This is a genomic window from Faecalibacterium sp. BIOML-A4 (genome assembly GCF_009679665.1).
In the GTDB taxonomy this organism is placed as follows: domain Bacteria; phylum Bacillota; class Clostridia; order Oscillospirales; family Ruminococcaceae; genus Faecalibacterium; species Faecalibacterium taiwanense.
Genome location: NZ_WKZG01000005.1, coordinates 49,799 through 76,040, shown reverse-complemented (window position 1 = coordinate 76,040; position 26,242 = coordinate 49,799). Strand labels below are relative to the sequence as shown.

At 55.8% G+C, this 26,242-nt stretch carries 28 protein-coding genes and 1 other annotated feature; of the genes, 25 read left to right on the top strand and 3 right to left on the bottom strand.

Annotated features, from left to right (window positions below):
• Positions 1 to 50: 50 nt before the first annotated feature.
• The 3 genes from GKG34_RS04920 (at position 51) to GKG34_RS04910 (ending at position 2,104) form a co-directional block, all read left to right on the top strand.
• Positions 51 to 566, top strand: coding sequence for a cob(I)yrinic acid a,c-diamide adenosyltransferase (locus GKG34_RS04920; protein WP_049935263.1), 516 nt, complete (start codon positions 51 to 53; stop codon positions 564 to 566).
• Positions 567 to 836: 270 nt separating this feature from the next.
• Positions 837 to 1,097, top strand: coding sequence for a cation transporter (locus GKG34_RS04915; RefSeq protein ID WP_044953687.1), 261 nt, complete (start codon positions 837 to 839; stop codon positions 1,095 to 1,097).
• A 35-nt stretch (positions 1,098 to 1,132) separates the two neighbouring features.
• Positions 1,133 to 2,104, top strand: coding sequence for a 2-dehydropantoate 2-reductase N-terminal domain-containing protein (locus tag GKG34_RS04910; RefSeq protein ID WP_005942013.1), 972 nt, complete (start codon positions 1,133 to 1,135; stop codon positions 2,102 to 2,104).
• Positions 2,105 to 2,170: 66 nt separating this feature from the next.
• Here GKG34_RS04910 and GKG34_RS04905 read toward each other — a convergent pair whose 3' ends face one another.
• The 3 genes from GKG34_RS04905 to GKG34_RS04895 all read right to left on the bottom strand — a co-directional run bounded on the left by GKG34_RS04905 (position 2,171) and on the right by GKG34_RS04895 (position 6,549).
• Positions 2,171 to 4,657 (bottom strand): ATP-dependent DNA helicase, encoded by a 2,487-nt coding sequence (locus GKG34_RS04905; RefSeq protein WP_154255702.1) that lies wholly within the window; start codon positions 4,655 to 4,657, stop codon positions 2,171 to 2,173.
• A gap of 160 nt (positions 4,658 to 4,817) precedes the next feature.
• Positions 4,818 to 5,903 (bottom strand): hypothetical protein, encoded by a 1,086-nt coding sequence (locus GKG34_RS04900; protein ID WP_097781765.1) that lies wholly within the window; start codon positions 5,901 to 5,903, stop codon positions 4,818 to 4,820.
• Between the two features lie 70 nt (positions 5,904 to 5,973).
• Positions 5,974 to 6,549, bottom strand: a complete 576-nt coding sequence (locus GKG34_RS04895) for a uracil-DNA glycosylase (protein WP_005942018.1) — start codon at positions 6,547 to 6,549, stop codon at positions 5,974 to 5,976.
• Positions 6,550 to 7,171: 622 nt separating this feature from the next.
• On the opposite strand from GKG34_RS04895, the gene ligA reads away from it, so the two are divergent.
• The 22 genes from ligA to tyrS all read left to right on the top strand — a co-directional run bounded on the left by ligA (position 7,172) and on the right by tyrS (position 26,204).
• Entirely contained in the window at positions 7,172 to 9,172 is a 2,001-nt protein-coding gene (gene ligA / locus GKG34_RS04890; RefSeq protein WP_347563423.1) for an NAD-dependent DNA ligase LigA, read from the top strand.
• A gap of 128 nt (positions 9,173 to 9,300) precedes the next feature.
• Positions 9,301 to 10,194, top strand: a complete 894-nt coding sequence (locus GKG34_RS04885; RefSeq protein WP_347563422.1) for an ATPase, T2SS/T4P/T4SS family — start codon at positions 9,301 to 9,303, stop codon at positions 10,192 to 10,194.
• Positions 10,191 to 10,655: a hypothetical protein gene (locus tag GKG34_RS04880; protein WP_120079288.1), complete on the top strand. Its 465-nt coding sequence runs from the start codon at positions 10,191 to 10,193 to the stop codon at positions 10,653 to 10,655. Before GKG34_RS04885 ends, GKG34_RS04880 begins: the two co-directional genes overlap by 4 nt.
• Positions 10,656 to 10,673: 18 nt before the next feature.
• On the top strand, positions 10,674 to 10,868 hold the full coding sequence (spoIIIAC, locus tag GKG34_RS04875; RefSeq protein ID WP_005942027.1) for a stage III sporulation protein AC: 195 nt from the start codon (positions 10,674 to 10,676) through the stop codon (positions 10,866 to 10,868).
• Complete coding sequence (locus tag GKG34_RS04870; RefSeq protein WP_005942029.1) at positions 10,865 to 11,248, top strand: hypothetical protein; 384 nt, start codon at positions 10,865 to 10,867, stop codon at positions 11,246 to 11,248. Before spoIIIAC ends, GKG34_RS04870 begins: the two co-directional genes overlap by 4 nt.
• Complete coding sequence (locus GKG34_RS04865; RefSeq protein WP_005942031.1) at positions 11,245 to 12,327, top strand: stage III sporulation protein AE; 1,083 nt, start codon at positions 11,245 to 11,247, stop codon at positions 12,325 to 12,327. The genes GKG34_RS04870 and GKG34_RS04865 overlap by 4 nt, the downstream gene beginning before the upstream one ends.
• 3 nt (positions 12,328 to 12,330) lie before the next feature.
• Positions 12,331 to 12,801 (top strand): hypothetical protein, encoded by a 471-nt coding sequence (locus GKG34_RS04860; RefSeq protein ID WP_005942033.1) that lies wholly within the window; start codon positions 12,331 to 12,333, stop codon positions 12,799 to 12,801.
• The gene (locus tag GKG34_RS04855) at positions 12,798 to 13,331 is read left to right on the top strand and encodes a hypothetical protein (RefSeq protein ID WP_005942035.1); all 534 of its coding nucleotides are present in this window, start codon (positions 12,798 to 12,800) and stop codon (positions 13,329 to 13,331) included. The genes GKG34_RS04860 and GKG34_RS04855 overlap by 4 nt, the downstream gene beginning before the upstream one ends.
• A gap of 32 nt (positions 13,332 to 13,363) precedes the next feature.
• Positions 13,364 to 13,990: a SpoIIIAH-like family protein gene (locus GKG34_RS04850; protein WP_154255700.1), complete on the top strand. Its 627-nt coding sequence runs from the start codon at positions 13,364 to 13,366 to the stop codon at positions 13,988 to 13,990.
• Positions 13,991 to 14,165: 175 nt separating this feature from the next.
• The gene (locus GKG34_RS04845) at positions 14,166 to 14,537 is read left to right on the top strand and encodes an Asp23/Gls24 family envelope stress response protein (RefSeq protein WP_242702820.1); all 372 of its coding nucleotides are present in this window, start codon (positions 14,166 to 14,168) and stop codon (positions 14,535 to 14,537) included.
• 74 nt (positions 14,538 to 14,611) lie between these two features.
• Positions 14,612 to 15,046, top strand: a complete 435-nt coding sequence (nusB, locus tag GKG34_RS04840; protein WP_005942043.1) for a transcription antitermination factor NusB — start codon at positions 14,612 to 14,614, stop codon at positions 15,044 to 15,046.
• A complete protein-coding gene (locus tag GKG34_RS04835) occupies positions 15,043 to 15,984 on the top strand; it encodes a glycoprotease (protein WP_005942045.1) in 942 nt (313 codons plus the stop codon). The genes nusB and GKG34_RS04835 overlap by 4 nt, the downstream gene beginning before the upstream one ends.
• Positions 15,972 to 17,195 (top strand): exodeoxyribonuclease VII large subunit, encoded by a 1,224-nt coding sequence (xseA, locus tag GKG34_RS04830; protein ID WP_044953689.1) that lies wholly within the window; start codon positions 15,972 to 15,974, stop codon positions 17,193 to 17,195. The genes GKG34_RS04835 and xseA overlap by 13 nt, the downstream gene beginning before the upstream one ends.
• Complete coding sequence (xseB, locus tag GKG34_RS04825; protein WP_223387585.1) at positions 17,173 to 17,388, top strand: exodeoxyribonuclease VII small subunit; 216 nt, start codon at positions 17,173 to 17,175, stop codon at positions 17,386 to 17,388. The genes xseA and xseB overlap by 23 nt, the downstream gene beginning before the upstream one ends.
• Complete coding sequence (locus tag GKG34_RS04820; RefSeq protein WP_097781771.1) at positions 17,388 to 18,269, top strand: polyprenyl synthetase family protein; 882 nt, start codon at positions 17,388 to 17,390, stop codon at positions 18,267 to 18,269. Before xseB ends, GKG34_RS04820 begins: the two co-directional genes overlap by 1 nt.
• 32 nt (positions 18,270 to 18,301) lie before the next feature.
• On the top strand, positions 18,302 to 18,769 hold the full coding sequence (locus tag GKG34_RS04815; protein ID WP_005942054.1) for a divergent PAP2 family protein: 468 nt from the start codon (positions 18,302 to 18,304) through the stop codon (positions 18,767 to 18,769).
• A 68-nt stretch (positions 18,770 to 18,837) separates the two neighbouring features.
• Entirely contained in the window at positions 18,838 to 20,721 is a 1,884-nt protein-coding gene (dxs, locus tag GKG34_RS04810) for a 1-deoxy-D-xylulose-5-phosphate synthase (protein WP_154255699.1), read from the top strand.
• On the top strand, positions 20,718 to 21,521 hold the full coding sequence (locus GKG34_RS04805; protein WP_005942058.1) for a TlyA family RNA methyltransferase: 804 nt from the start codon (positions 20,718 to 20,720) through the stop codon (positions 21,519 to 21,521). Before dxs ends, GKG34_RS04805 begins: the two co-directional genes overlap by 4 nt.
• Before the next feature lie 38 nt (positions 21,522 to 21,559).
• A complete protein-coding gene (locus GKG34_RS04800) occupies positions 21,560 to 22,411 on the top strand; it encodes an NAD(+)/NADH kinase (protein WP_005942060.1) in 852 nt (283 codons plus the stop codon).
• Between the two features lie 18 nt (positions 22,412 to 22,429).
• Positions 22,430 to 22,912: an arginine repressor ArgR gene (locus GKG34_RS04795; protein ID WP_005942062.1), complete on the top strand. Its 483-nt coding sequence runs from the start codon at positions 22,430 to 22,432 to the stop codon at positions 22,910 to 22,912.
• Between the two features lie 21 nt (positions 22,913 to 22,933).
• Entirely contained in the window at positions 22,934 to 24,598 is a 1,665-nt protein-coding gene (recN, locus tag GKG34_RS04790) for a DNA repair protein RecN (RefSeq protein WP_154255698.1), read from the top strand.
• 65 nt (positions 24,599 to 24,663) lie between these two features.
• Positions 24,664 to 24,919: a binding site (T-box leader), on the top strand.
• 64 nt (positions 24,920 to 24,983) lie between these two features.
• Positions 24,984 to 26,204 carry a tyrosine--tRNA ligase gene (tyrS, locus tag GKG34_RS04785; protein ID WP_044953690.1) on the top strand — a complete coding sequence of 407 codons (1,221 nt, stop codon included), beginning with the start codon at positions 24,984 to 24,986 and terminating at the stop codon, positions 26,202 to 26,204.
• The last annotated feature ends 38 nt before the right edge of the window (positions 26,205 to 26,242 follow it).

Genomic DNA, 26,242 nt, shown 5'->3' with positions numbered 1-26,242 from the left:
TTTGCTGGGTTTGTGTTACCATAAACGCAAAGACAAAAGGAGAAATGACCATGAAGCGTACAGGGCTGTTACATCTATATTACGGTGATGGCAAGGGCAAGACCACCGCTGCCATGGGCCTTGCTTTGCGGGTCATGGGCAGCGGAAAGCGGGTGGTGATCCTGCAGTTCCTCAAAGGCGGCAAAAGCGGCGAGGTGCCGCTGCTGGAACAGCTGGGTGCAAAGGTGTACCGCGGCAAGGCGGGGCAGAAATTCGTGTTCCAGATGAACGAAGCGGAAAAGGAAGCCACCCGCCAGCTGCAGAATGCGAACCTCACAGCTGCCATGGCCGACCCTGCCGACCTGCTGATTTTGGACGAAGCAGGCAGCGCATGGGAACTGGATATGGTGGATAAAGCCCTGTTGCAAAAGGCTGTGCTGGAACGCCCGGCAGAGCAGGAATGCGTGCTTACTGCCCATGCTGCGCCGCAGTGGATGCTGGATGCCGCCGACTATGCCACGGAGATGAAGTGCCACCGCCACCCTTACCAGAGGGGAATTTCCGCCCGGAAGGGCATTGAATACTGACCACGGCAGCAGGATACCGGGTGCATGAGTGAAAAGCGCAAAAACCGGGATGGGGTATTTTTCATCTTGCATTTAGCCCACTGGTGTGATATGATGAAGGCAAGAAATCATGCGTGCATTTTCTGAGCAGACCCACCACAGAACAGGGAACCGCTCCGCACCGCTGCCGGGCAGTTCCCGACGGCGTTTTGTTTGAAACTGCGGTTAGCGCTTCCTAACAGATTCTGCGTCAACGGGCCGATGCGCGCAGAAGATCTGGAGGGGAATAAAATGATTGAAACGATCGTAAAAGTAGATGGTATGATGTGCGGCATGTGCGAGAGCCATGTCAACGAAGCCGTGCGCAAGGCCTTCCCGGAGGTAAAAAGGGTGTCGTCCTCGCAGGCAAAAGCCCAGACGGTGATCCACTCGGAACAGCCGCTGGACGAGCAGAAGCTGCGGGATGCCATCAATGCAACCGGCTATGAGGTCAAGGGCGTAAGCAGTGCACCTTACGAGAAAAAAGGCTTTTTCTCGTTTTTGAAAAAGTAAGCAAACCTTAACACACATAAGGGAGGCGTATCTGGATGAGGATTCTGGTTTACGGTGCGGGCGTTTTGGGCTGCGAGCTGGCCCATGTGCTGATGCAGAACAAAAAGAACGTTGTCACGCTGCTTGCACGCGGAGAGTGGAAGGAAATGATCGACCAGAAGGGTTTGGTCATCCGCCACTGGGTGCAGCGCAAGACCACAACGGAACGGATCAAAACCGTGGACACTCTTGCCCCGGATGATTATTATGATCTCGTCTTTGTGGTCATGCAGGCGGGCCAGCTGCCGGATGTGCTTCCTGTGCTCAAGGCCAACAAGAGCCAGTATTTTGTGTTTGTGGGCAACAACCCGCAGGCAAAGCAGGTGCTGGAATTCATGCAGCGCCCGGCGGATAAGATCGCATTCGGCTTTCAGGGCACGGCAGGCCGCCGTGAACACGACCATGTGGTCAGTGTGTACGCCAGTGCTGGCATGACGGTGGGCGGTGCCACAACTCCGCTTTCTGGCACCTTCCGAACCCGGCTCAAGACCGCCTTTGACGGTGCAAAATACAAGCTGACCTTCTATGGCGATATGGATGAATGGCTCAAGTGCCACATTGCATTCGTTCTGCCGGCGTGCTATGTGTGCTATGCCTGCAACGGCGATCTGCACCGGGCCACCAAGCAGCAGCGCGGCGCCATTCTGGATGCCGCCTATGAAGCCTGCCTGATGCTCAAGGATGCGGGCATCCCGGTGAACGATGCCAACAACACCGATAATTTCCAGCCCGGCACATCGGCCCGCCGTAAGATGGAAGCGATGGTGTTTACCATGACAAAAACATCGCTGGGCAGATTGTGCGTTTCGGATCACGCCATGCACGCAGTGTCCGAAATGAAGTATCTGGACGAAGCGTTCGATGCTCTGCGCAGGCAGACCGGCACGGCAATGCCCATGTGGGAAAAGCTGCGCAATGAAATGCCCTCGTGGGATAGCCTGCAGCAGAACCGGAAAGCAGCAAAATAAAACAAAAAAGAAGCAAAGGCACTGCCGCTCCTGTTTTGGGTGCGGCAGTGCCTTTTTGTTTGGGTCTCATTTATTCCAGAAGTCCTGCAGGGCAGCGGCCAGTTCTTCACAGCTGCGCAGATAGCGGATATGCCGCCAGTGAGGAGGGAACAGCCGGATGTATTCCTGCTGGGCAAACCGGTCGTCCAGCAAAAGCACCGCACCTCTGTCTTCCGGCGTGCGGATCACGCGCCCTGCGGCCTGCAGTACCTTGTTCATGCCGGGATAGCGGTAGGCATAATCAAATCCAAAGCCGTTCTGTGCGTCATAATAACGGCGCAGCATTTCCTGCTGCGGATTTACCTGCGGCAGGCCCACACCCACAATGGCGCACCCGATCAGGCGGCTGCCTGCAAGATCAACTCCCTCACCAAAGATGCCGCCCATCACGCCAAAACCCAGAAGCGTTTCGGCCGGGTCCGGCACAAACTGAGCCAGAAATTCAGCCCGAGCGGCATCATCCAGCCGGCTTTCCTGCACAAGGGTGCGAATGCCCGGGTAACGTGCTGCAAAATCTTCGTGTACCTGCCGCAGATATGCGTAGCTTGGGAAAAAGGCAAAGTAGTTTCCCGTTCTGGCCTGCACCAGCCGGGCCAGTGCATCCGAAACTGCCTGCACGCTGGCTTCGCGGTCGCGGTAGCGGGTAGAGATATTCGGCAGGCAATACAGCCCCAGATTTTCAGCCGGGAAGGGACTGTCCAGTGCGACGGCACGTGCATCGCTGCAGCCCAGAACACTGCGGTAGAACGAGGGCGGAGCCAGTGTTGCACTGAACAGCGCTGCGCTGCGCCCTGCGGCAAGGCTGGCATCCACAAAAGGTGCCGGGTCCAGACACAGCAGCTGCAATTCAAGCTCTCTGCCGTGCACGGTAAGCTGAGTGACAAAGTGGCTGTCGTATCGTTCGGCGGCACGGGTGATGTCCTGTACAGCAAAATAAAGCTCCAGCAACTGTGCATGTACTTCGGCATCCGGGTTCGCTTCCAGCCAGTCCTGCAAAGGTGCCTGTACGGCCCGCAGCGGACTGAGCAGGGCAGAGGGCGGCTCCTGCAAAAATACAGTACTGCCCTGTGCATACAGCGGTTCGGGCAGTTCCAGTGCGGGGGCAGTGTTTTCAGGCAAAAGACTGGTCTGTGCCGGGTCTGCGGCATCGGTCTGGCTGCTGTGCCGGGGTGCAAGCTGTATGCAGGCTTTCCGGGCTTCCAGCAGGGCTTTGTCTGCTTTGGTCAGAGCGGTCTTTAAAGCACTTTTGCCCTTGCCCAATGCGCGTTTTGCCTCGGTCAGGCTGCTTTTACAAAAGCGTGCAGAATACATTGCTCTGGCTCTGTCGGGCAGATTATGTGCTTCATCGACCAAAAACAACCAGTCGCCGGAAGAATCAAAGAACCGCTTCAGGTGCACCACCGGATCGAACAGGTAATTGTAATCCCCAATGACCACATCGCACCACTCGCTCAGGTCTAGCCCCAGTTCAAAGGGACACACCGAAAAACGCTTTGCCGCCCCGGCCAGCGCTGCGCGGTCAAAGCTGCCGGTACCGTCCAGCAGAGCTGTCAGTGCATCCTTGATGCGGTCGTAGTAGCCGTTGGCGTAGGGACAAAGCTCCGGCAGGCAGGCGGGATGTCCCTCTGCGTCCGGATGCAGGCAGACCTTTTCCTTGGCGGTCAGCGTCACACTGCGCAGGGCAAGCTCTGGCTGGGCCGTATGCAGCCGGGTCAAGGCATCCTCGGCGGCAGTCTGGGTCGTGTTGCGGGCCGTGAGATAGAACAGCTTTTCTCCGTTGCCTTCGCCCATGGCTTTCAGCGCGGGGAAAAGCGCGCTCATGGTCTTGCCAATGCCGGTAGGAGCCTGACAGAACAGCCGCGTACCGCCCTTGCAGTCGGCGGTCTTGCCAGCGCGGCAGGCGCGGTAGATCTCGCCCGCCATAGCCCGCTGTCCGGGCCGGTACTGCGCAAACGGGAACTGCAGTGCCGCAAGGCTCTGAGTACGCTTTACATCCCACTCTATCCGGCGCTGCGCCCACGGAGCATACTGGCACAATAATTTGTCAAGAAATTCATCCAGCTCCTGCTGCGTAAAGCGGCGGATAAAGCGGATGATCTGATCGGTGTCTATCTGATAATAAGTCAGCCGGACGTTCAGTTCCGGCAGGCTTTGCTGTGTGGCATAAATGGCACCGTACACCATGCCCTGTGCCCAGTGGCAGGGGTTCATATCCTCAGTGATCTCTTCCGGCGGCACAGCGGTGGTCTTGATCTCATCAATGACTACCGTGCCAGTCTCATCGGTAAAAATGCCGTCAGCCCGGCCCTCAAGGGTAAAAGTGATGCCCTCTGCCTGCCGCTCTACGGAGAGAAATACCTCAGCCTGATAGCCGTCTCCGGCAGCTTTTTGCAATTTGCGGTGGATGTGGGCGCCTTCCAGTGCACGGTCAAACCCCGTAAACCGGCTGTCAATGCTGCCGGTCCGCAGCAGAAATTCCACCAGCTGCCGGATGGGCAGATGAACCGTGGCCAAAGCATTTCACCTCCGCTTTTGGGATACACTGACGAACCGGTAATTCCTCTTCAGACACGATTCAGGCCATTCCATCGCCCGCCCTATTGCCTCACGGCAACAGGGTCCCACCTCAGCGGACGGTCTTCAGAGAAACTCCCGGTTCGTCGACATAAACTGATTATTTCAGGCCGAACATCTCCATGCACTCTGCTGCCGCTTCATCCACTTTGCCAAAATCCACCGCTGCACGGTAATAGGTCTCCAACTCATCGTGGCAACTCTTGGCCTGCGCCATCAGGGCACTGGCCTGTTCCAGCAGTTCGGCGGCAGCACGCTCGTTAAAGCGCAGCCGTGCCCGGTACGCTGCCAGATTTTCCCTGTCAAGGAAGCGGGTGCACCGCACAGCCTGCACACTGGGCAGATGCACCGGATGCCAGCGATTATCCGTCAGGAAGGCAAGCTTCAGCTCCGGGATCAGGATATGGTCGATCTTATCCTCCGGGTGCATGGCGCATGGACAGGTAATAATGTGGTAGCCCCGCGTCAGGGCTTCGGCGCGGATCAGCTCCAGCAGCAGGCGGGACACCGCGCCGTAATCATCCCGGAACACGATAAACTTATCCGCCAATGCCTGTGCAGTGCCCTGATAAAACATTTCACCCTTGGGGGTGACGGCGGAAAGCAGGCGCAGCTCTTCGCTGCCAATGCCTTCCGTGCGCGGCATCACCCGGGTGCACAGCCGTTTGACATAACGGCGCACCTTGTCAAAATTGGCGCTGCAGGCTTCGGCGCGGCGGCTGTCCAGCAAAAGGCTGCCTGCCGATGCAATATATCGTGCAGCGCGGCTGCGCAGCAGGGCGTTGCGGGCAAACAGCGCCTTGACCTCATCGGTGCACTGGTGCAGCTTTTCTGCATCGATGGTGTGGTACAAACTCACCACCACTTCGTCCGCACCGGGAGCATCCGGCTCCACCACATGGGGCGCAGTGGCATCCACGATGGCCCTGTGCTGCCCGGGCAGGATCACGCCGTCCAGACTGTCCGGGTCGCTGGCACAGTGGATGCGCTGCGTCAGTTCGCCGCGCTGTTCGGCAGCACGGGCAAGCCGCTTCATCAGGGTGGATTTGCCGCAGCCCGGCCCGCTTTTGATCAGGTACATCTGCATACCGGGTTCGTGGCGCAGCGGTTCAAAATAGCCCTTGAAACCGGCAGGCGTTGTGGCACCCAGAAAGAAATCAATGGAATCATGTCGTGCAGTTTCCATAATCGAACACCTCTCTTTTTGTTTTAGAGTATGCAAAAGGAAGGTGTTTGGTTCTTGCAGCGGGAATGATTCAGTCTTTATGATAGGTATGTTTGCACACCGTTTCAATGTTGTCCCGCAGGGCAGTAAAATCAGCAAAGGCTGCAGGCTTGTTCTGCGGGCTGCGCAGCAGAGCGGCAGGGTGGAAGGTTCCCATGAACAGGATGCCGCCCTTTTCGTACAGCTGGCCATGCTCCTTGGTCACGGAGAAATCCTTTCGGATCATCCGCTGGGCGGCAATGCGGCCAAGGCAGACCACGATCTTTGGCTTCAGCAGGCGGAACTGCTCCCGCAGCCAGGGCATACAGGCTTCGCTCTCAGCAGGCTGAGGGTCACGGTTCTGCGGCGGGCGGCATTTGACGATGTTTGCAATATAGCAGTTCTTCGTGCGGTCAAGGTCGATGGCAAACAGATATTTGTCCAGCAGCTGGCCGCTGCGCCCCACAAAGGGCAGACCCTGCTCATCCTCATTCTGGCCGGGGCCTTCGCCCACAAACAGAACTTCGGCATCTTCCACACCCTGACCGAACACTACATTGGTGCGGGTCTTGCACAGCTCGCAGCGGGTGCAGGCAAGACAGCTTGATCTTAATGTTTCCCAATCCATGGCGGCTTGATCTCCTCTTGAAACGGTATGATACTTAGTTCACAAATCGGAACAGCTTTTCTCCTAAAATAATAGTACAAAATCTAGGATGGTACGATGCATTGCATGAAATGACGAATCCACTCAATGCCTCTTTTAGTATACGACTTTTCGGCAACATCATCAATACAGTGGCCGACAATCTTTTTAATGACATGCTCATCCACACCGGCTTTCTTTGCCGTGGTGACGAACGGAACACGACCATCATGAGGACGATGCCGGGGGGACAAGGCCTAAAGCATTCACGACGAATGCGTTGCCCTTTCTGTGTGTGTTTTGGCCGACGACTTAACGATACCACCGGACGATTCACTCGTCATGGATGTGGAGGAATCGCACGATAATACGTTGCTTTATTAAAAGAATAAACAAAGAGTATCTTCACGTGTTGATTTTAAATCAATCTGCAGTGATAATTGAAAACGATTACATACGCAGATTTCAAAGCACTTATACAAATTGTATCCGCTTTCTCTTTGCAGAGCGCGGCTGGATGTGTTATAATCAAAATAGTTTTCTGCGATGCATTTTCAGGCGGTAGTGCCGGACGGCAGCGCGGGAGAAACCGGATAGCGGGAGAGTGGAACTTTTGGAGTTGGAACAGGCAAAAAAGCGCGTAGAAGAATTGCGCGCTGTGATCGAGAAAAACAATCGGCTTTACTATGACCAGGATGCCCCGGAGCTTGAAGATTTTGAGTATGATGCTCTGACCCGGGAACTGAAAGAATTGGAAGCGCAGTTTCCGCAGCTGGTCACGGCATCGTCGCCTACCCAGAAGGTAGGCGGCACGGCCAGCAGCAAGCTGCCCAAGGTGACCCATGCGGTAAAAATGGAAAGCCTGCTGGATGCATTTTCGTATGATGAGCTGCGGGATTTTGACCGCCGCGTGCGGGAAGCCGGCATAGAGCCGGAGTATGTGGTGGAGATCAAGATCGATGGCCTTTCCTGCAGTCTGGAATACGAAAACGGTGAGCTGGTTCGTGCCTCTACCCGCGGCGATGGCGTGGTGGGCGAGGACGTGACCGCTAATGTCCGCGCCATCCGCAGCATTCCCAAAAAGTTGAAGAATGCACCGGAATTTCTGGAAGTGCGCGGTGAGGTATATATGCCGCATGGCGCGTTCCAGAAGCTGTGTGCAGAGCAGGAGCTGCAGGGCGCAGCACCCTTTAAGAATCCGCGCAATGCGGCTGCCGGTTCGCTGCGCCAGAAGGATGCAAAGATCACAGGAAGCCGGGGCCTTTCTATTTTTGTTTTCAATGTGCAGCAGATCCGCGGCAAAACGCTTACCAAGCATGCTGAAAGTCTGGATTACCTCAAGAGCTTTGGTCTGCCGGTCTCGCCGCGCTATCATATCGTGCATAACATTGAGCAGGCCATTGCCGAGATCGAGCAGATCGGTCAGAACCGTGCCAAACTGGATTTTGATATGGATGGTGCAGTGATCAAGGTGAACGATTTTGCACAGCGCGATTTGATGGGTTCCACCAACAAATTCCCACGCTGGGCAATTGCGTTTAAGTATCCGCCAGAGGTAAAGGAGACAACGCTGCGCAGCATTGAGGTCGCAGTTGGCCGCACCGGTGTTCTTACCCCGACGGCCTGCTTTGACCCTGTCTTTCTGGCGGGTACTACCGTTGCCCGCGCGACCCTGCACAATGAGGATTTTATCCATCAGTTCGGCCTTTGCATCGGCGATACCATTCAGGTGCGCAAGGCGGGCGATATCATCCCGGAAGTGATCGGTGTTACCCATCACGCAGAGGATGCACAGCCCTATGAGATGCCCACGGTCTGCCCCTCCTGCGGTGCACCAGTCGTTCATCTGGAGGATGAAGCAGCTCTGCGCTGTGTTAACCCCGAGTGCCCGGCACAGGCACTGCGCAATATCATCCATTTTGCTTCCCGCGATGCAATGGATATCGAGGGCCTTGGCACAGCAGTTGCCACCCAGCTGGTGGAGAAGGACATGGTGCACTCCGCAGCGGATATCTACACGCTGACGCGGGAACAGCTGCTGACGCTGGATAAGTTCAAGGAAAAGAGCGCCGATAACCTGCTGAACGCCATCGAGGCTTCCAAGCAGAACAATCTGGATAAGCTCCTGTTCGGCTTTGGCATCCGCAACATTGGCGATAAAGCTGCAGCCCTGCTGGCAGAGCATTTCGGTACGCTGCAGGCTGTCCGGGAAGCAAGTGCAGAGCAGATCAGCGAGATCGATGGGTTTGGCGGCGTAATGGCGCAGAGCGTCGTAGAATTCTTTGCAAAAGAGGGAACGACCGACCTTGTCCATCGTCTGGCCGATGCCGGATTGAATATGCAGTGGAAGGGCGAACCGAAGGGTGATAAGCTGGCAGGAAAAACGCTGGTGGTCACCGGCACGCTGGAAACTCTTTCCCGCAATGAGGCGGAAGCACTGATCGTGAAAAACGGTGGTAAGGCCAGCGGTTCTGTTTCAAAGAAAACGGCCTATGTCGTGGCAGGCACGGCAGCAGGCTCCAAACTGACCAAGGCGCAGGCGCTTGGCATCCCGGTACTGACCGAGGCAGAATTTCTGGCAATGATCAGCGACGAAAACACCTGATAAAACCGCTCCAATGGATATCCCCGCAGTTTTGTGCTGCGGGGATATTTTTATGTCCGCAGGTTCTATCCGGCAGGGACAGGCATATACTCATAGCAGGCAATGAGCCTGAAAAAGGAGAGGACAGTGTGGATGAGTATTATCGGGCGATACGCCTGCTTCCCTCATGGCTGGCCGGGCCATTGGGCCAGCTGCCAGCACAGACGGCAGCGCAGATCCATGAACTTCGGTTCCGGACAGGCTGTGGTGTTTTTGTTACACTGTCGGGTCGGCAGCTCCCGCTGCAGGACCTGCCGGAGTGCCCGCTGCAGCTGAGGGAGTGTGTATTGGATCAGTTTCAGATCGAAGAGATCTTTCACACCCTGTGCGGCGGCGCGGTACATGTACACCAGACGGAGCTTGCGCATGGATTTCTGACCACACCCTCCGGCTGCCGGGTGGGTGTGGCAGGACGCTATGTGGATCGCGACGGCCAGACGGTTCTGCAGCAGGTGCAGGGGTTGAACCTGCGCATTGCAAGGGCGGTTCCGGTACAGCTGCCGGACGAACTTCTGGTGCAACTGAAAAAGCATTTTATTGGGATGCTTTTGGTCGGCGAGCCGGACAGCGGCAAGACGACGCTGCTGCGTCAGATCGCACGAGAACTGGCCGGGATGCAGCGGCGAGCCTGCGTGGTGGACGAGCGCTGCGAGATCTTTCCGCCGGGTGATTTCGAGAAGATGCCGCCGCTGGATCTGCTGTCCGGCATCCCTAAGGAACGGGCTGTGCAGATGGCACTGCGCACGCTTTCTCCGCAGGTCATTTTGCTGGACGAGCTGGGCACGCTTGCCGAAACTGCAGCGCTGGAGCAGGGCTTTTACAGCGGGGTGGACTTTGTTGCAAGCGTTCATGCCGCAAGCGTGGAAGAAGCCGCCCGGCGGCCGCAGGTGCAGGCGCTGCAGCGGCATGGAATGCTGCGTGTATTTGTACTGCTGCACGGCTGCACAGCGCCGGGAAAAGTCCGGCAGGTCTGCACGGTATGATGCGGCTTTTTCATTGGGCAGCGGCTGCACTGCTCCTGCTGTGCGGGTGGCTGACCGGCTCTGCATTTCAGGTCAGAACAGAGCAGCATATCCTGCAGCTGCAGCGCACCGTGGAGCTGTTGCAGCGCATCCGGCAGGAGATTGCTTACCGCAGGCTGGATCTGGAACAGCTGCAGCGGTGTCTCGTGCAGGAAAAGCTGCTGGAAAGCGATGCAGCACAAAAACTGCAGGAAATTCCGGCACCGGAAAGATTTGATGATGCGGAACGCCTTTGCTTTGAGCAGTGCTTTGCCGGCCTTGGCCAAAGCGAAGCGGCACAGGAATGCGAACGACTGGATTATTACTCTGCCCGTTTTGAAGCATTCCTGCACCAGGCGCAGCAGAAAGCGGCATCCGGGCAAGGCTTACCGTGCAGGCTTGGCCTTGCAGCCGGCGCGGTGGCAGCACTGATTCTTTTGTAGTGGCAGGAGGACGAAAACTTGGAGATCGACCTTGTGTTCAAAATTGCAGCGATCGGTATTATCGTGGCCGTCCTGAACCAGCTGCTGATTCGTTCCGGCCGGGAGGATCAGGCCATGATGACGACCCTTGCGGGTCTTGTGGTAGTGCTTTCCATCCTTGTCAAGCAGATCAGCGCACTGTTCGTTACCATCAAGTCGCTGTTTGCACTATGAGTACATCTTTTTCCATTCTGGGGGCAGTGGTCGTCTTTGCAGCGGCGCAGCTTCTGCTGCGGAAGGATGCACCGGCCTATGCGTTTCTGCTGTCCGTTGGCACAGCATTGTTTGTGCTGCTGCAGCTTGGAGTGGCGGTGCAGGAGCTGCTTCGGAATGTACTGGCTTTCAGCCGCCGGGTGGACGGGCCTGCATTTGCCTGTCTGCTGCGCTGTGCCGGAATTTTGCTGCTGACCGATTACGCGCGGACCCTGTGCGAAGAAGCTGGTGCGGACACTTTGGCATGGTGCGCCGGGTTTGCGGGCCGATGTTTGGTTCTGGCGGCAGCATTTCCTCTGCTGGAAGAGATCTGCCAGAAGATCTGGGGGCTTGCCGCATGATAAAAAAATTCCTGCAAAAAGCGGCAGCGTTTGTATTGTGCACCGTATGCTTTCTGGCTTTTGCACCTGATGCCGCTGCGGCACAGCTGCAGGGCCTGCCCGGACAGGAGCTTTGGCAGCCTTATCTGGAAAAAGCTCCGCAAAGTGCAGAGTCCTTTGCCAAAGATCCGCTCAAATCTCTGCTCGCGCTCCTGCCGGGATCACCGGCAGAGATGATCCGGCAGATGGCACACTGCTATGCGGATGTTCTGCTGTTTTTACTGTTGCTGATCGTGCTTTCATTTCTGGTGGGAGGAGCAGCCGACAGCGCCTTGTTGGAGCTGGCTGCGGCTGTGGGCTGCGGCACTCTTTTGTGGGGAGATCTGATCAGCCTTGCACAGCTGATCTGTGAGCGGATGGAGGGGTGGAAAAACTACCTTCTGGGTTTTCTTCCGGTGTACAGCGGTGTGCTCGCTGCCGGTGGAGAGGTGAATGCCAGCACAGCGGCAAGCGGTCTGCTGCTGACCGGACTGTGCTTTCTGGCACAGGGTACGGTGCTTGTGGTCAGTCCGCTGCTGCAGAGCTACCTTGCGGTAAGCATGGCGTGCTGCATCAGCACCCAGCAGGGGCTTTCGGAAACGTGCCGTGTCATGGGCGCGTTGCTGCGCAGGGGGCTTGTCTGGGCTGGGCGGATTTTTGCAGTGCTGTTAGGGCTGCAAAGAGCGGTAACAGTTCAGCTGGACCGTTCTGCACTGCGGTTGGGCCAGCTGCTTACCGGCGGCGTGCCGGTGATCGGGCAGGCTCTGAGCGATACGGCAGAAGTATTTCTTGCCGGAATGCAGCTGCTCAAAAGCAGTCTGGGTTTTGCGGCACTTGCCGTGATCGGGGCCGAATTTCTGCCACTGTATCTGCAGCTTCTGCTCCATTTGCTATTCCTTGCAGGATGCAGGCTTCTGTGCGGCCTCGCGGAGAACCGGCGCTGTCAGGCGCTGTTTGACTGCATGGCCGAAGCGGTAAAATGCATGGCAGCAGTAACGGCACTGTTTTTTGAACTGCTGACGGTAGGCGTGGGGCTTCTGATGATGACGGGAGGCGGATAGGAAATGCACGCATTTCAGACGGCGGCATCGGCGTTCTGCATTGCCTGTATCTGTGCGGAGATTACGACGTTGCTGGCGGGCGCAGGCTGGGCGGGCAGATGCATAAAAGCCGTTGCCGGGCTATATATTCTAGTGATCCTGTTCCGGCTGGCCCCGCAGATGAAGCTGGAACTGAAAAGTGCAGCGGCGGCTGCTCCGGCAGCGGTCAGCATCCAGAGTACGGAGACATCGCTCTTGCAGGGAACGCAGGAACGGCTGGAAGCGGATCTTTGCGCAGAGTGTGAGCGGCGCTTTGGTACAAAGGTGAAGCTGGAGATCACACTGACCCGGACAGAACAGACCGTTCGGACAGAAAAGGTGCTTGTGATCCTCCCGGCGGCGTGCACATCCGCAGAGCAGAGCCGGATCGCGGCATATCTGCAGCAGGAGCTTGGCATGGCACCGATACTGGAAGTACAGGAGGACACCGAATGAAAGAAGCAGGGGGCATTTCGTTCGGAGATTCCGTGAAAGATTTTGCCCGGAAATGCAAAGGGAAACAGGGCAGAGCAAGGCTTGCTGCGGCAGTAGGCGTTCTGGCAATGCTGCTGATCCTGCTGTCGGAACTTTTTCCGCAGAACACGGCAGCGGGCAGCACAAAAAACACAAAGCCTGTCCAGAGCAGCACGGAATATCAGGCACAGCTGGAGAACCGGCTGGAACATCTGATTTCACAGATGAGCGGTGCGGGCAAAACGACCGTGATGGTCACGCTGGAGACTGGGGAAGAAGCCATTTATGCGCTGGATACACAGTCCGGAGAAATGCAGTCCCAGCAGACCCATGTTCTGCTGGAAGATGGTTCAGCCCTGACCGAAACGGTATGTCTGCCGCAGGTGTGCGGTGTGGCCGTGCTGTGCGAGGGCGGCGGAGACATCCGCGTTGCTGCCCGGATCACCGAACTGGTAAGCGCACTGCTGGATCTGCCATCCAACCGCATTTGTGTGGAACAGCGCAAGGGCTGAGACCCTGCAGCTTTTATAAGGAGGAACGATTTATGAGAGCACTTTCCAGAAATACCCGCAGGGCCACAGCTGTTACATTGGCTGCCGCACTGGTGATTGCCGTATACTTGAACTGGCAGTACGCCCGCAGCGATGTGCCCACGGAACTGCCGGACAATGCTGCAATGGTCGCGGCAGAGGCTGAGGATGTCCCGGTACAGACGCAGACGGTTCTGGATGAGCTGCCCACAGAGGCCGAAGCGGTGTCCAGCGCCAACAAAAACTATGGTGAAGCGCAGCTTGTAAGCGTTGCCAGTGACAGTGGTGCAAAGTTTTTTGAGCAGGCTCGGCTTAAGCGACAGAAGGCCCACGATGAGGCGATGGATTCCATCAAGAAAACGATGAAATCCTCGTCGCTTTCCGCAGAGGAAAAGAAGGAATATACCGCCCAGATGACCGCAAATCTGGAAGATCTGAATGCGGAGAATGAGATCGAAACGCTGATCAAAGCCAAAGGTTTTGCAGACTGCCTGTGCTTTTTGCAGTCCGGCCGGGCAGACCTTACCGTGATGACCTCCGGTGAACCGCTCACAGCGGCACAGGTGGCACAGATTCGGGATGTGGTGCTGAACAAAAGCACTGTGACTGCCCAGAACATCACGGTGGTGGAGGTCAAATAAGAAGGTGCGGCAGAGTTTTCCGAAACAAGTATTGAAATCGCACCCGCTTTGATGGTATAATAACTCTATCAATAAAGAATGATGTTGTCCTGCGTATGGCATTGATCGTTTCAGGCAGGACCATTTCAAACAAGAAAAAGCAGGCTGTGCCCGCTTTTGAATGGAGGACAACACAATGGATTTTCAGAATACAGATCTTCGGGGCGGTAGCCTTCAGATCTCCACCGAAGTCATTGGCAAGATCGCACGCTGCGCAGCATTGGAAATTGACGGCGTTGCCGAGGTTTCCTGCGGCAGACAAAATAAAAAGCTCAAGGATCTGCTGGAAGCATCCAGCATCCAGTCTCCGGTCGTGGTGGAAATGCGGGATGGTACCGCAAACATCACTCTGAACCTGATGATGAGCTTTGGCGCACGCATTCCTGCTGTGGCCGAAAAGGTGCAGGAAAACGTGAAGAACGCTGTGCAGAACATGACCAATGTCACTGTGAGCCGCGTCAATCTGGTGATTGCCGGCCTTGCAGAAACCACTGCAGCAGAGAAGTAAAATAAAATTCAGAATTGGAAGCCGATCCTCTCTGTGCTCTGGCCGGAGAGGCTTCGTGCTGCGAGAGGAACATTATGGAAAATATTTTGCCCCGTAGAGAAGCACGCGAGAATGCATTTTTGCTGGCATTTTCGCAGACCTTTGGTGATATCCCGCTGGCAGAGGCCATTACCAGCCATGAAGAAAACGATGAAGAGCACCCTGTGGATGGTTTCAGCAAGCATCTGCTGAACGCATACTACGATCATTCTGCCGAGGTGGATGATGAGATCCGTGCACATCTGCGCAACTGGACCATGGAGCGCCTGCCTCGTGTCAGCCTGACCATCCTGCGTCTGGCAGTTGCCGAGATGCTGTTTGGCGGCGAGAATAAGCCCGGTGTTGCCATCAACGAGGCGGTGGAACTGACGAAAAAGTATGGTGCGGACGAAGATTACCAGTTCGTGAACGGTCTGCTTGGCGCAGTGGCCCGGGATCACGGTCTGGATGCGGAGCAGGCCGAACAGTGAGCCGTTATACGCTTGGCATTGATACAAGCAACTATGCAACCTCTCTGGCAGTGTTTGATACAGCTGGAGAGGTTGTTTGCGCAAAGAAGCGCTTTTTGCCGGTAAAAGCGGGCCAGCTGGGCCTGCGGCAAAGCGATGCACTGTTTCATCATACGGTCGCGCTGCCGGAGATGATGCAGGAACTGGCGCAGGAATTTGATCTGACGCAGATCGATGCTGTGGGCGTATCGCAAAAGCCCCGCCCGGTAGAAGGCAGCTATATGCCTTGCTTTCTTGCAGGTGTCAATGCTGCAACGGCCTTTGCACATGCAAAAAGGATCCCACTTGTGCTGACGACCCATCAGCAGGGTCACGCTGCCGCAGCGCTGTTTGCAGCTAAGGGGGAACAGCTGTTTGCTGAAAAAGTTCTGCTGTTCCATATTTCCGGCGGCACCACGGACCTGCTGCTCTGCGATCAGGTGCGCCGGATCACAACGCTTGGCACCAGCACAGACCTTTATGCCGGACAGGCTGTGGACCGTGTGGGGGTCAGGCTTGGCTTTGGCTTCCCGGCGGGTGCCGAGGTTTCCCGTCTGGCTGCACAGTGCACTGAGGAGATCAAGCCAAAATCCAGCGTGAAGGGGATGCAATGCAGCCTTTCCGGGCTGGAAAACCAGTGCAATGCCCTGCTTGCCGCAGGCAAAACGCCGGAATATGTGTGCAAGTACTGCCTGCTCTGTGTGGCGGATACAGTGGTAAAAATGACCAAAGCTGCACAGAAGGAATACCCCGGCCTGCCGGTGGTATGTGCTGGCGGAGTGATGAGCAGCGATATCATCCGTGCATGGGTGCAGAAACGTCTGCCGCAGGTCTACTTTGTGCCGGGACAGTATTCCAGCGATAATGCCATCGGTGTTTCGATCCTGGCAGCGCGGGAGGCCGGATTATGGCTGAAGTGATTACCGTTTCAGCACTCAACCGTTATGTAAAAACGCTGCTGGATGCCAACGATACTTTGTTTGACCTTGCCCTGCGCGGCGAGATCGCAAATTTTGTACAGAATGCGCGCAGCGGGCACTGCTATTTTTCTCTGCGGGATGATGTCTGCAGCGTCAAAGCGGTAATGTTCCGCACTGATGCACGCCGCCTTGCTTTCCGCCCGGAAGAGGGAATGCGTGTTGTGGTACGCTGCCGCGCTACCCTTTATGAGCGCGACGGCACATTTCAGCTGTACGTGAACGATATGTTCCCGGATGGCATTGGTGCCGCACAGCTGGCGTTGGAACAGCTCAAGGCGAAACTGGAGCAGGAGGGCCTGTTTGCACCGGAGCACAAAAAGCCGCTGCCGGAATTTCCTAAATGCATCGGTGTTGTCACCAGCAAGACGGGAGCCGCATTGCAGGATATCCGCAATGTGCTCACACGGCGCTGGCCATCGGTACGGCTGCTGCTGTGTCCGGTGACAGTGCAGGGGTTTGAAGCCGCGCAGCAGGTGGCCGATGCCATCAAAAAGCTGGATCAGCGCAAAGAGGTGGACGAGATCATCGTTGCACGCGGAGGCGGCAGCCGGGAAGACCTGTGGGTCTTTAACGCAGAGATGATCGCCCGGGCTGCATACCGCTGCAAAAAACCACTGATCAGCGCAATCGGCCACGAGATCGACTATACCATTCTGGATTTTGTGGCAGACTGCCGTGCCCCCACACCTTCGGCTGCAGCAGAGCTGGCCGTACCGGATCGGGCAGAGCAGGAGCGGATATTGCTGGATTTGCAGCAAAATATTCGCAAAAATATGCAAAAACGTTTTGATTTATGCTATAATGGTCTGGAACAATACAACTTTGTGTTGGAGCAGGGCCTTGCACGCCGAAACTGGCAAAAAAGTCAGGGTCAGCTGCAGCAGGTGCAGGATGCCATCCGTCAGCAGATGCAGAAACGCCTGCATTCTGCAGAATTGCAGCTGGGTCATGCGGCAGCACTTACTGGATCGCTGGATCCATACAAGGTGCTGGCGCGCGGCTACACGATGGTCACAGCAGCCAACGGCACTATTTTAAATGCAGATGATCTGCAGCCGGAAAAAACAATCTATGTTCGCAGCGCTTCCCGCCGTGCAAAGTGCAGGGTGGAAGCGGTGGAGGAAATCAATGAGAACACCCAAAAGTTTTGAGGAAGGCATGGAACGGCTGAATACGCTCCTTGCACAGATGCAGAGCGAGGATACGACCCTTGCAGATTCGGTCAAACTGTATGCAGAGGCCGCTTCTCTGATGGAGTACTGCCATGCTGCACTGGAAAAAACATCGCTGCAGATCGACGAAATCGACGCAAAGCTTGCGGGCACAGTGCAGGAGGAAAGCTAATGGACTATCAGGAGCAGTATCAGAATTATCTGGCGCAGGCAATGGCCGCGCTGGAAACGGCCTGCGGCCGTTTTCTACCGGAAGAATCCGAGGTGTGCCGTGCGGCACGCTACAGCCTGATGGGCGGCGGCAAACGGATCCGTGCAGTTCTTGTTCTCAGCGTCTGCGATATGCTGGGCGGCAGTATGCAGGCGGCACAGCAGTTTGCAGCTGCTGTAGAAATGCTGCACTGCTATTCGCTCATTCACGATGACCTGCCCTGCATGGACAATGATGATCTGCGCCGCGGCCGTCCTTCCTGCCACAAGGCGTTTAGCGAAGCAACTGCCATGCTGGCCGGTGATGTGCTGCTGACAGAAGCATTTGAGACAGTCGCCAATGCCCCGGCAGATGCGTCTGTCTGTGTACAGGCAGCGCGGGCACTGGGTGCAGGCGCTGGCAGCCGCGGCATGGTCTATGGGCAGGAACTGGATCTGAAATACGAAGCGTTGGCCGCAACAGAAGACCAGCTTCGGCTGATCCACCGCAATAAAACGGGTGCGCTGATCAATGCAGCCATTCAGATGGGTGCGGCTGCGGCCAAAGCGGATGAAGCACAGTGCAGAGCGCTGGAACAGTATGCTTATGGTCTGGGTCTTGTTTTTCAGATCGTGGACGATGTACTGGATGTTACCAGCACACCGGAACAGCTGGGCAAGCCCATTGGCAGCGACAGCGAAAATGGAAAGACTACCTTTGTGACCCTTTATGGTGCGGAAGGTGCCATGAAGCTTGCACATGACCTGAATCAGGAGACCTGCACGGAACTGCACCGGAATTTTGGCGAAAAAGCTGCGTTTCTGGAACAGCTTGCGCAGCAGCTTCTTGTGCGTAAAAACTAAAAATAATCCATACAGAATAAAGGAAAAAGATTATGCAGCTTATTCAAAACATCCTGTCTTTCAATCAGATCCTTACGGTTTCACTGCTCGGCTGGCTTGTGGCGCAGGTGCTTAAAACCATCATCAATTTTATCCTGCTGGGCAAGTTCCAGTTGGAACGCATGTGGGGTGATGGCGGTATGCCCAGTGCCCACAGCGCAACGGTCTGTGCCATGGTCATTGCAACCGGACGCTGTGTGGGTGTTGACTCTGCCATTTTTGCAGTGGCAAGCGTGGTGGCAATCATTACCATGCACGATGCCATGGGCGTGCGGCATGAGACTGGCGAGCAGGCCAAGGTCCTGAACCAGATGATCGATCAGTGGATCGAAGTGAGCGAGAAGAATGCTCCTTTCCTGCAGAACATGCATCTGAAGGAGATGGTCGGCCATACGCCGCTGCAGGTCGTGGCAGGCGTACTGGTTGGCGCAGCCGTCGGCTTCCTGTATCCGCTGGCTTGAGGCATTCTTTTTTCACGCAGGAACGCACTGCAGCAACAGAAAATCTTCATTTGAAGGACGTGTGATTTATGGGAGCATTGCTGCTGGACAGCATCAATCAGCCCAGAGATTTAAAGCAACTGAATGAACAGCAGGTGAAACAGCTGTGCGCGGAGATCCGCCAGTTTCTGCTGGAGAATATTTCCAAGACGGGCGGCCATCTTGCCTCAAACCTTGGCGTGGTAGAGCTTACCGTTGCGCTGCACCGTGTTCTGGATACACCACAGGACAAAATCGTGTTTGATGTCGGTCACCAGTGCTACACACACAAGATCCTTACGGGTCGGCGCGGACAGTTTGATAAGCTGCGTCAGCTCGACGGAATCTCCGGTTTCCCGAACCCAAACGAGAGTGAACACGATGCATTCATTGCCGGGCACGGAAACACGGCGCTTTCGCTTGCGATCGGCATGGCGTGGGCCAAAAAGCTGCATCATGAAGCAGGGCTTGTGGTCGCGGTGATCGGCGATGGTGCCTTTACCGGCGGCATGGTCTACGAGGGCATGAACAACATTGAACAGCTGGACAACCTTCTTGTGATCCTGAACGACAACAAGATGTCCATTTCTAAAAATGTCGGTGCACTTGCCCGCTATCTGACTCATTTGCGCACGACCACGGCCTATTTTGATGCCAAGGATAATGTGCGCAGCTTTTTGGATGGAGTACCGCTGGTGGGCGCTCCACTGAAAAAAAATATCACCGAGTGCAAGACGCTTTTGCGTCGGGCAATGTACCACTCTACCATGTTCGAGGATATGGGCTTCCAGTACATCGGGCCGGTGGATGGCCACAACGTGGAAGAGCTAGAACGCACACTGCGCACCATCCGCAACCGGCAAGGGCCACATTTTCTGCACGTGATCACAAAAAAGGGCAAGGGCTATCAGCCGGCCGAGGTAAACCCCGGCAACTATCACGGCGTGTCGGCATTTGATCCGGATGGAATGCCTGACCCGGAGGTGGCACCAAAGGAATCGTTCTCGACGGTATTTGGCAATGCTCTTGTGACGGAAGGCGACCGGAACCCGAATATCTGCGCCATCACTGCTGCAATGAAGTATGGCACCGGCCTGCAGTTTTTTGCACACAGCCACCCGGAGCGTTTTTTTGATGTCGGTATGGCAGAGCAGCACGCTGTGACCTTTGCTGCCGGGCTTGCAAGTCAGGGCATGCTGCCGGTGGTATGCATTTATTCCACCTTCCTGCAGCGTTCCTATGACCAGATCATCCACGACGTAAATCTGCTGCGGGAAAATGTAGTTTTTGCCATCGATCGCGCCGGTTTTGTCCCAGCGGATGGCGAAACGCATCAGGGCATTTACGATCCCGCTTTCCTGAGCCAGCTTGGAATGCCGCTGTATGCGCCTTCCAATTATCAGGAACTGAATTACTGGCTGCAGCAGCTGTTGAGTGACCGCTTCCATGGCCCACGGGCAATTCGTTATCCCCGCGGTGGGCAGGATGCAGCTCTGGCGGAATTTGGCTGCACCGGCGAAGATTATGATTTCCTGCGCAAGGCGGATGATGCAACAATCGTTCTGGTGAGTTACGCCGACGAACTGGCCGACCTTTTGCAGGCAGAACGCGAATTACAGCAGAAAAGTATTGCGTGTGATGTGATGAAAGCTGTAAAGCTGTATCCCTTTACATGCAAAATGGTCGCTGATCTGTCGAAATATAAAATAATCCTGTTTGCGGAAGAATGCATTGCAAACGGAAGCATTGGTGAACATCTGGAATATGCTTTGCAGCAAAACGGATGGAATGGGCGCTTTATCCATTGTGCGGTGCGGAACGCGTGTCTTCCGCATGCCAGTGTGGCACAGATCAAACAGGCAACCGGTCTGGATGCAGCGCATCTTGTACAGGCCGTGCAGATGGCCGTGACGAAAGGAGAAAATTTACTGTGAAGATTCGATTGGACCAATATCTTGTTCAGCATGGTCTGACACAGAGCCGTGAGCGCGCAAAGGCGCTGATCATGTCCGGCATCGTTTTTGTCAATGAGCAAAAGGTGGATAAGGCCGGAGAGATGATCAAGGAAGATGCCAAGGTGGAAGTGCGCGGGCACGACATTGGCTATGTCAGCCGCGGCGGCCTGAAGCTGGAAAAAGCTATGAAGTGTTTCCCGCTTACACCCAATGGCAAGGTCTGCATGGACATTGGAGCATCTACCGGCGGCTTTACGGATTGTATGCTGCAGAACGGTGCCGTCAAGGTTTATGCGGTGGATGTCGGCTATGGACAGCTTGCATGGAGCCTGCGCACAGACGAGCGCGTAGTGAACATGGAGCGCACGAACATCCGCAATGTCAAACCGGAGGATCTTGCCGAGCAGATCGAGTTTTTCAGTGTGGATGTCTCGTTTATCTCGCTGCACCATATTTTCCCGGTGGCACAGGCAATCACAACGCCGGATGCCATGGGCGTTTGTCTGGTCAAGCCGCAGTTTGAAGCTGGACGCGAAAAGGTTGGCAAGAACGGTGTGGTGCGCGACCCTGCTACCCACCGTGAAGTGCTGCACAATGCTATGGGCTATGCTGCTGCAAACGGTTTTGCTGTACGCGGATTGGATTTCAGCCCGGTAAAGGGACCTGAGGGCAACATTGAATACCTGATGTTCGTGCAGAAGAGCGGTGAACCTTCCGTGCTGGACGACAGCGTTGCAGAGCAGGTGGTGGCGGCAAGCCACAGCACGCTGGACCGCTGAGCGGCTCTGCCATCAGACCAGAAAAAGGAGCTTCCCGCATGACGATCTATATTTCGCCGAATCCCGGCAAGACCTCTGCCAACGAGATTGCACTGCGCGCGGCGCAGATTCTAATGAACCATGGTGCAGCTGTTCTGATGTGTGAACAGCCACGCACAAGCTGCAGCACGGCCGGAGTGGTTTATCTGCCGCTGGAGGAATGCCTTGAGCAGGCAGATGTGATCCTGACCATTGGCGGCGACGGCACCATTCTGCATGAGGCAAATCTTTCGCTTCGGTACGCAAAGCCGATCTTGGGCATCAATCTGGGACGCTGTGGTTTTCTGGCTACCTGCGAAGTCAGCGAGATGGAAGCCAAGCTCTCCGCTGTTGCACGGGGAGAGTTCAGCGTAGACAACCGGATGCTTCTGTATGTCCGCGTTCTTGGCCACGATGGCTGGGAGGGCCACGCCCTGAATGACGTGGTGGTCACAAAGGGCCGCCTGCAGCAGGCGATTGATTTCAGCATTTACTGCGATGATATTTTAGTAGAGCACTACCGTGGGGACGGTGTGATCGTTGCAACGCCCACCGGCTCCACAGCGTATTCGCTGGCGGCGGGCGGGCCGATCCTGGATTCCCAGACGAAGGGCGTTGTTGTAACGCCTATCTGCCCGCACAGTCTGGCCAGCCCGGCCATGGTGTTTGCGCAGGAGCGCAAGCTGAATATCTGTGTGGGACAGGTTGCCGATGATGAAGTGTTTATCAGCTGCGATGGCAGAGCTGGCTGTCCGCTCAAGGCCGGCGCAACGGCTGAAGTAAGGCTCTCCGATCAGGTGGTAAAGCTGATCACCTTCGGAAAAGCAGATCAGTTCCAGGCCATTGACCAGAAGCTTCGCAGCAGACGATAAAGGGGAGGCGAGTTTACGATGGCGCGCAGCCGTAAGGAAGATGTAAAAAGCAAGGGAGAACGTCAGCAGGTGATTCTCCGGCTTGTGCAGGAACACCCGATCAGCCGGCAGGAAGTTCTGCTGGATCACCTTTCCAAAGAGGGATTCGAGGTAACACAAGCCACCGTTTCCCGCGATATCCGGGAGCTGTGTTTGGTAAAAGCTGCCACGGCAGAGGGGTATCGCTATGTCTCCAGCCGGAACGAAAGCTTCAACCCCAAAACGCAGGGAAGGTTTGAAACGATCTTTCATGAATCCGTGCTGGGGGTAGATTACGCCGGACATGTTGTGCTGGTAAAGTGCTATTCTGGCATGGCCAACGCCGCATGCGAGGTTTTTGACGCATTGCAGTGGAAAAATGTGGTCGGCACGCTTTCGGGCGACGACACGTTCCTGATCGTTGCACGGTCGGAGCGTGATGCAAAAACGATCTGCTCGGAACTGACGAGACACATTGGATAAAAATAACGCGGGAGAAAAGATATGCTGAGCAGCCTGCAAATTGAAAATGTTGCTGTGATCCAGAAGGCTGAAGTACATTTCAAGCCGGGCCTGAATGTTCTTACCGGTGAGACTGGTGCCGGCAAGTCGATCCTGATCGATTCCATCAATGCGATCCTGGGAAACCGCACTTCAAAGGATCTTGTGCGCACAGGGGCCTCCAAGGCGGTGATCCGTGCAGCCTTTGAGGAGGTGCCCGGTACGGTACTGGACAGCCTTGAGAAGGCGGGCTACGAGCGCTCGGATGCACTGATGCTCAGCCGCGAGATCACAGCCGAGGGCAAAAGCACCTGCCGCATCAACGGAATGCCTGCAACGGCTGCGGTTCTGCGGGAGCTGTGCGGAGGACTTATCAATATCAACGGTCAGCACGACTCTGTGGGCCTTCTGAACCCGGCAAGACATCTGGGCATTCTGGATGATTATGCGCAGAACAGCGTGGAGTTTCAGGACTATTATGTCCTGTACCGGGAGCTTGTGCGCATCAAGCGGGAGCTGGATGCCATGATCACCGACGAAGCCGAAAAGCAGCGCAGGATTGATCTGTTGAGCTATCAGGTGCAGGAGATCGAGGATGCCGGACTGACCGCCGGAGAGGAACAGACGCTGGAAAGCCGCCGCAAGATCCTTGCCAATGCATCTGCCATCCGGGATAAGATCGCACAGAGCTATGCATTGCTTTCGGGCGATGACGAGGCCTCCGGCGCAGTCGATCTGCTGGGTGAGGCATCCAATGCAGTGGATGCTGCCGCGCAGCTGGATGATGCACTTGCCGGTGCATCCAGTCAGCTGCTGGATCTGTATTACAATGCAAAGGATGTTGCCGCAGATTTGATCGGTCGGCTGGATTCCTATGATACCAACGATGCGGAGCTGGACGAGATTGAGCAGCGTCTGGATCTGATCTACAAGCTCAAGCGCAAATATGGTGATACGGTAGAAGACGTGATCGCTTTTGGACAGAATGCAAGGGAAGAACTGGAGCGCATCCAGTCCTCGCAGGAGCGGCATGACCACCTGCAGGCAGAAAAGCTCCGCCTTTATGCGCTGGCCCGTGAAAAGGCAGAAGCACTGACCCAGACGCGCCTGCGCGCTTTTGAAGAGCTGAACAAGCGTATTTCCGGCACGCTGGATTTTCTGAACATGCCGGGCGTGCGCATGACACTGCGCCATACCCGCGGCCCGCTGGCAAGCCATGGGCAGGACAGCATCGAGTTCTACATTTCCACAAACCCCGGTGAGGCGCCCAAACCCCTTGCAAAAATTGCTTCCGGCGGCGAGCTGAGCCGCATCACGCTGGCCATCAAAAATGCAATGGCCGATAAGGATGCCGTGCCTACCGTGATCTATGATGAGATCGACAGCGGTGTTTCTGGCAAAGCCGCCGGGCGTATTGGTGAGGTACTGCGCCAGAGCGCACAGGGCCACCAGATCTTGTGCATCACCCATACAGCCCAGATTGCTGCACTGGCGGACTGCCATCTGCTGATTCAGAAAAATGTAGCCAATGACCGCACCTATACCGAGATCCATCCGGTGGATGAGGAGGGCAGGGTGGAAGCACTGGCCCGGCTGATCTCCGGCGACCACGTTACCGAGCTTTCGCGTGCCAATGCCCGCGAAATGCTGGGTCTTGGCGCAAAATAAGCCAAAATAAGCCGCTGCAGATAAGGGGTTGACAAGCCCGAAGCATTGTGATAAAGTAGTCCTTGTTAATGGCGATGAAGGGAACAAGTACCTTGAAGTGTTCTGCCCAGAGAAACCCCGGTTGGTGTAAGGGGCCGCAGAGCAGCAGGGGAAGTACCTCCCGGAGCTGCAGGCTGAATGCCGTTCAGGTTAGTAGGCTGTGCCGCGTGCGAGCGTTACAAACGCAGGAGTGTCTCTCTACTCTGGGGTGTGCACTCGTGAGGTCGTTTCTGTGAGGAAGCGGCAAACAGAGGTGGTACCGCGAATTTTCTCGCCCTCTGCCAAATTCATTTTTGGCAGGGGGTGTTTTATTTTTCCCTCTGCCCACAAACAGGAGGAAAAAATCATGACTCTGTATGAAGAACTCAAGGCCCGCGGCCTGGTAGCCCAGATCACCGATGAAGAGATCATCGACCTGATCAACAATGGCAAGGCAACCTTTTACATCGGCTTTGACTGCACTGCCGACAGCCTGACCGCAGGCCACTTTATGGCCCTGACCCTGATGAAGCGCCTGCAGATGGCAGGCAACAAGCCTATTGCCCTGATCGGCGGCGGCACTACCATGATCGGCGACCCCTCCGGCCGTACCGACATGCGCAAGATGCTGACCAAAGAGGATATCGCCCACAATGCCGCATGCTTCAAAAAGCAGATGGAAAAGTTCATCGACTTCTCTGAGGGTAAGGCACTGATGCTGAACAATGCAGACTGGCTGCTGAACCTGAACTACGTGGAACTGCTGCGTGATGTGGGTGCCTGCTTCTCCGTGAACAACATGCTGCGCGCCAAGTGCTACGAGCAGCGCATGGAGAAGGGCCTGTCCTTCCTCGAGTTCAACTACATGATCATGCAGAGCTACGACTTCTACTACATGTTCCAGCACTACGGCTGCAACATGCAGTTCGGCGGCGACGACCAGTGGAGCAACATGCTGGGCGGCACCGAGCTGATCCGCCGCAAGCTGGGCAAGGACGCTTATGCTATGACCATCACCCTGCTGACCGACTCTCAGGGCAAGAAGATGGGCAAGACCGCCGGCAATGCCGTCTGGCTGGATCCCAACAAGACCAGTCCATTCGAGTTTTACCAGTACTGGCGCAATGTGGGCGATGCCGATGTGATGAAGTGCATCCGTATGCTCACCTTCCTGCCGCTGGAGCAGATCGACGAGATGAGCACATGGAAGGATCAGCGCCTGAACGAAGCTAAGGAGATTCTGGCTTACGAGCTGACCAGCATGGTCCATGGCAAAGAAGAGGCCGAAAAGGCCCAGAATGCTGCCCGCGCACTGTTCAGCGGCAGCGCAATGGATACCGAGCACATGCCTTCTACTCAGCTGACCGAGGCCGACCTGACCGATGGCTCCATCGGCATCCTGACCCTGATGGTCAAGGCTGGTCTGGCAGCATCCAACGGCGAGGCACGCCGTCTAGTCGTGCAGGGCGGTGTTCTGGTGGATGGCGAGAAGGTAGCCGCTCCCACCGTTGGCTTCACTGCTGAGCAGCTGGCAAAGGGTATTGTGATCAAGAAGGGCAAGAAGATCTACCACAAGGTCACTCTGTAAAAATATTGAACATGAAAATGCCGGTGTACTCTGTTTTG

Bases quoted from the DNA above. Each gene is read 5' to 3' on its own strand.
- GKG34_RS04855 (WP_005942035.1), top strand. From the start codon at position 12,798: ATGAAAGAAGCAGGGGGCATTTCGTTCGGAGATTCCGTGAAAGATTTT.
- GKG34_RS04865 (WP_005942031.1), top strand. From the start codon at position 11,245: ATGATAAAAAAATTCCTGCAAAAAGCGGCAGCGTTTGTATTGTGCACC.
- GKG34_RS04870 (WP_005942029.1), top strand. From the start codon at position 10,865: ATGAGTACATCTTTTTCCATTCTGGGGGCAGTGGTCGTCTTTGCAGCG.
- nusB (WP_005942043.1), top strand. From the start codon at position 14,612: ATGGAAAATATTTTGCCCCGTAGAGAAGCACGCGAGAATGCATTTTTG.
- GKG34_RS04860 (WP_005942033.1), top strand. From the start codon at position 12,331: ATGCACGCATTTCAGACGGCGGCATCGGCGTTCTGCATTGCCTGTATC.
- GKG34_RS04895 (WP_005942018.1), bottom strand. From the start codon at position 6,549: ATGGATTGGGAAACATTAAGATCAAGCTGTCTTGCCTGCACCCGCTGC.
- recN (WP_154255698.1), top strand. From the start codon at position 22,934: ATGCTGAGCAGCCTGCAAATTGAAAATGTTGCTGTGATCCAGAAGGCT.
- GKG34_RS04900 (WP_097781765.1), bottom strand. From the start codon at position 5,903: ATGGAAACTGCACGACATGATTCCATTGATTTCTTTCTGGGTGCCACA.
- xseB (WP_223387585.1), top strand. From the start codon at position 17,173: ATGAGAACACCCAAAAGTTTTGAGGAAGGCATGGAACGGCTGAATACG.
- GKG34_RS04800 (WP_005942060.1), top strand. From the start codon at position 21,560: ATGACGATCTATATTTCGCCGAATCCCGGCAAGACCTCTGCCAACGAG.
- xseA (WP_044953689.1), top strand. From the start codon at position 15,972: ATGGCTGAAGTGATTACCGTTTCAGCACTCAACCGTTATGTAAAAACG.
- GKG34_RS04795 (WP_005942062.1), top strand. From the start codon at position 22,430: ATGGCGCGCAGCCGTAAGGAAGATGTAAAAAGCAAGGGAGAACGTCAG.
- GKG34_RS04920 (WP_049935263.1), top strand. From the start codon at position 51: ATGAAGCGTACAGGGCTGTTACATCTATATTACGGTGATGGCAAGGGC.
- GKG34_RS04815 (WP_005942054.1), top strand. From the start codon at position 18,302: ATGCAGCTTATTCAAAACATCCTGTCTTTCAATCAGATCCTTACGGTT.
- GKG34_RS04915 (WP_044953687.1), top strand. From the start codon at position 837: ATGATTGAAACGATCGTAAAAGTAGATGGTATGATGTGCGGCATGTGC.
- dxs (WP_154255699.1), top strand. From the start codon at position 18,838: ATGGGAGCATTGCTGCTGGACAGCATCAATCAGCCCAGAGATTTAAAG.
- GKG34_RS04910 (WP_005942013.1), top strand. From the start codon at position 1,133: ATGAGGATTCTGGTTTACGGTGCGGGCGTTTTGGGCTGCGAGCTGGCC.
- GKG34_RS04820 (WP_097781771.1), top strand. From the start codon at position 17,388: ATGGACTATCAGGAGCAGTATCAGAATTATCTGGCGCAGGCAATGGCC.
- GKG34_RS04845 (WP_242702820.1), top strand. From the start codon at position 14,166: ATGGATTTTCAGAATACAGATCTTCGGGGCGGTAGCCTTCAGATCTCC.
- GKG34_RS04850 (WP_154255700.1), top strand. From the start codon at position 13,364: ATGAGAGCACTTTCCAGAAATACCCGCAGGGCCACAGCTGTTACATTG.
- GKG34_RS04880 (WP_120079288.1), top strand. From the start codon at position 10,191: ATGATGCGGCTTTTTCATTGGGCAGCGGCTGCACTGCTCCTGCTGTGC.
- tyrS (WP_044953690.1), top strand. From the start codon at position 24,984: ATGACTCTGTATGAAGAACTCAAGGCCCGCGGCCTGGTAGCCCAGATC.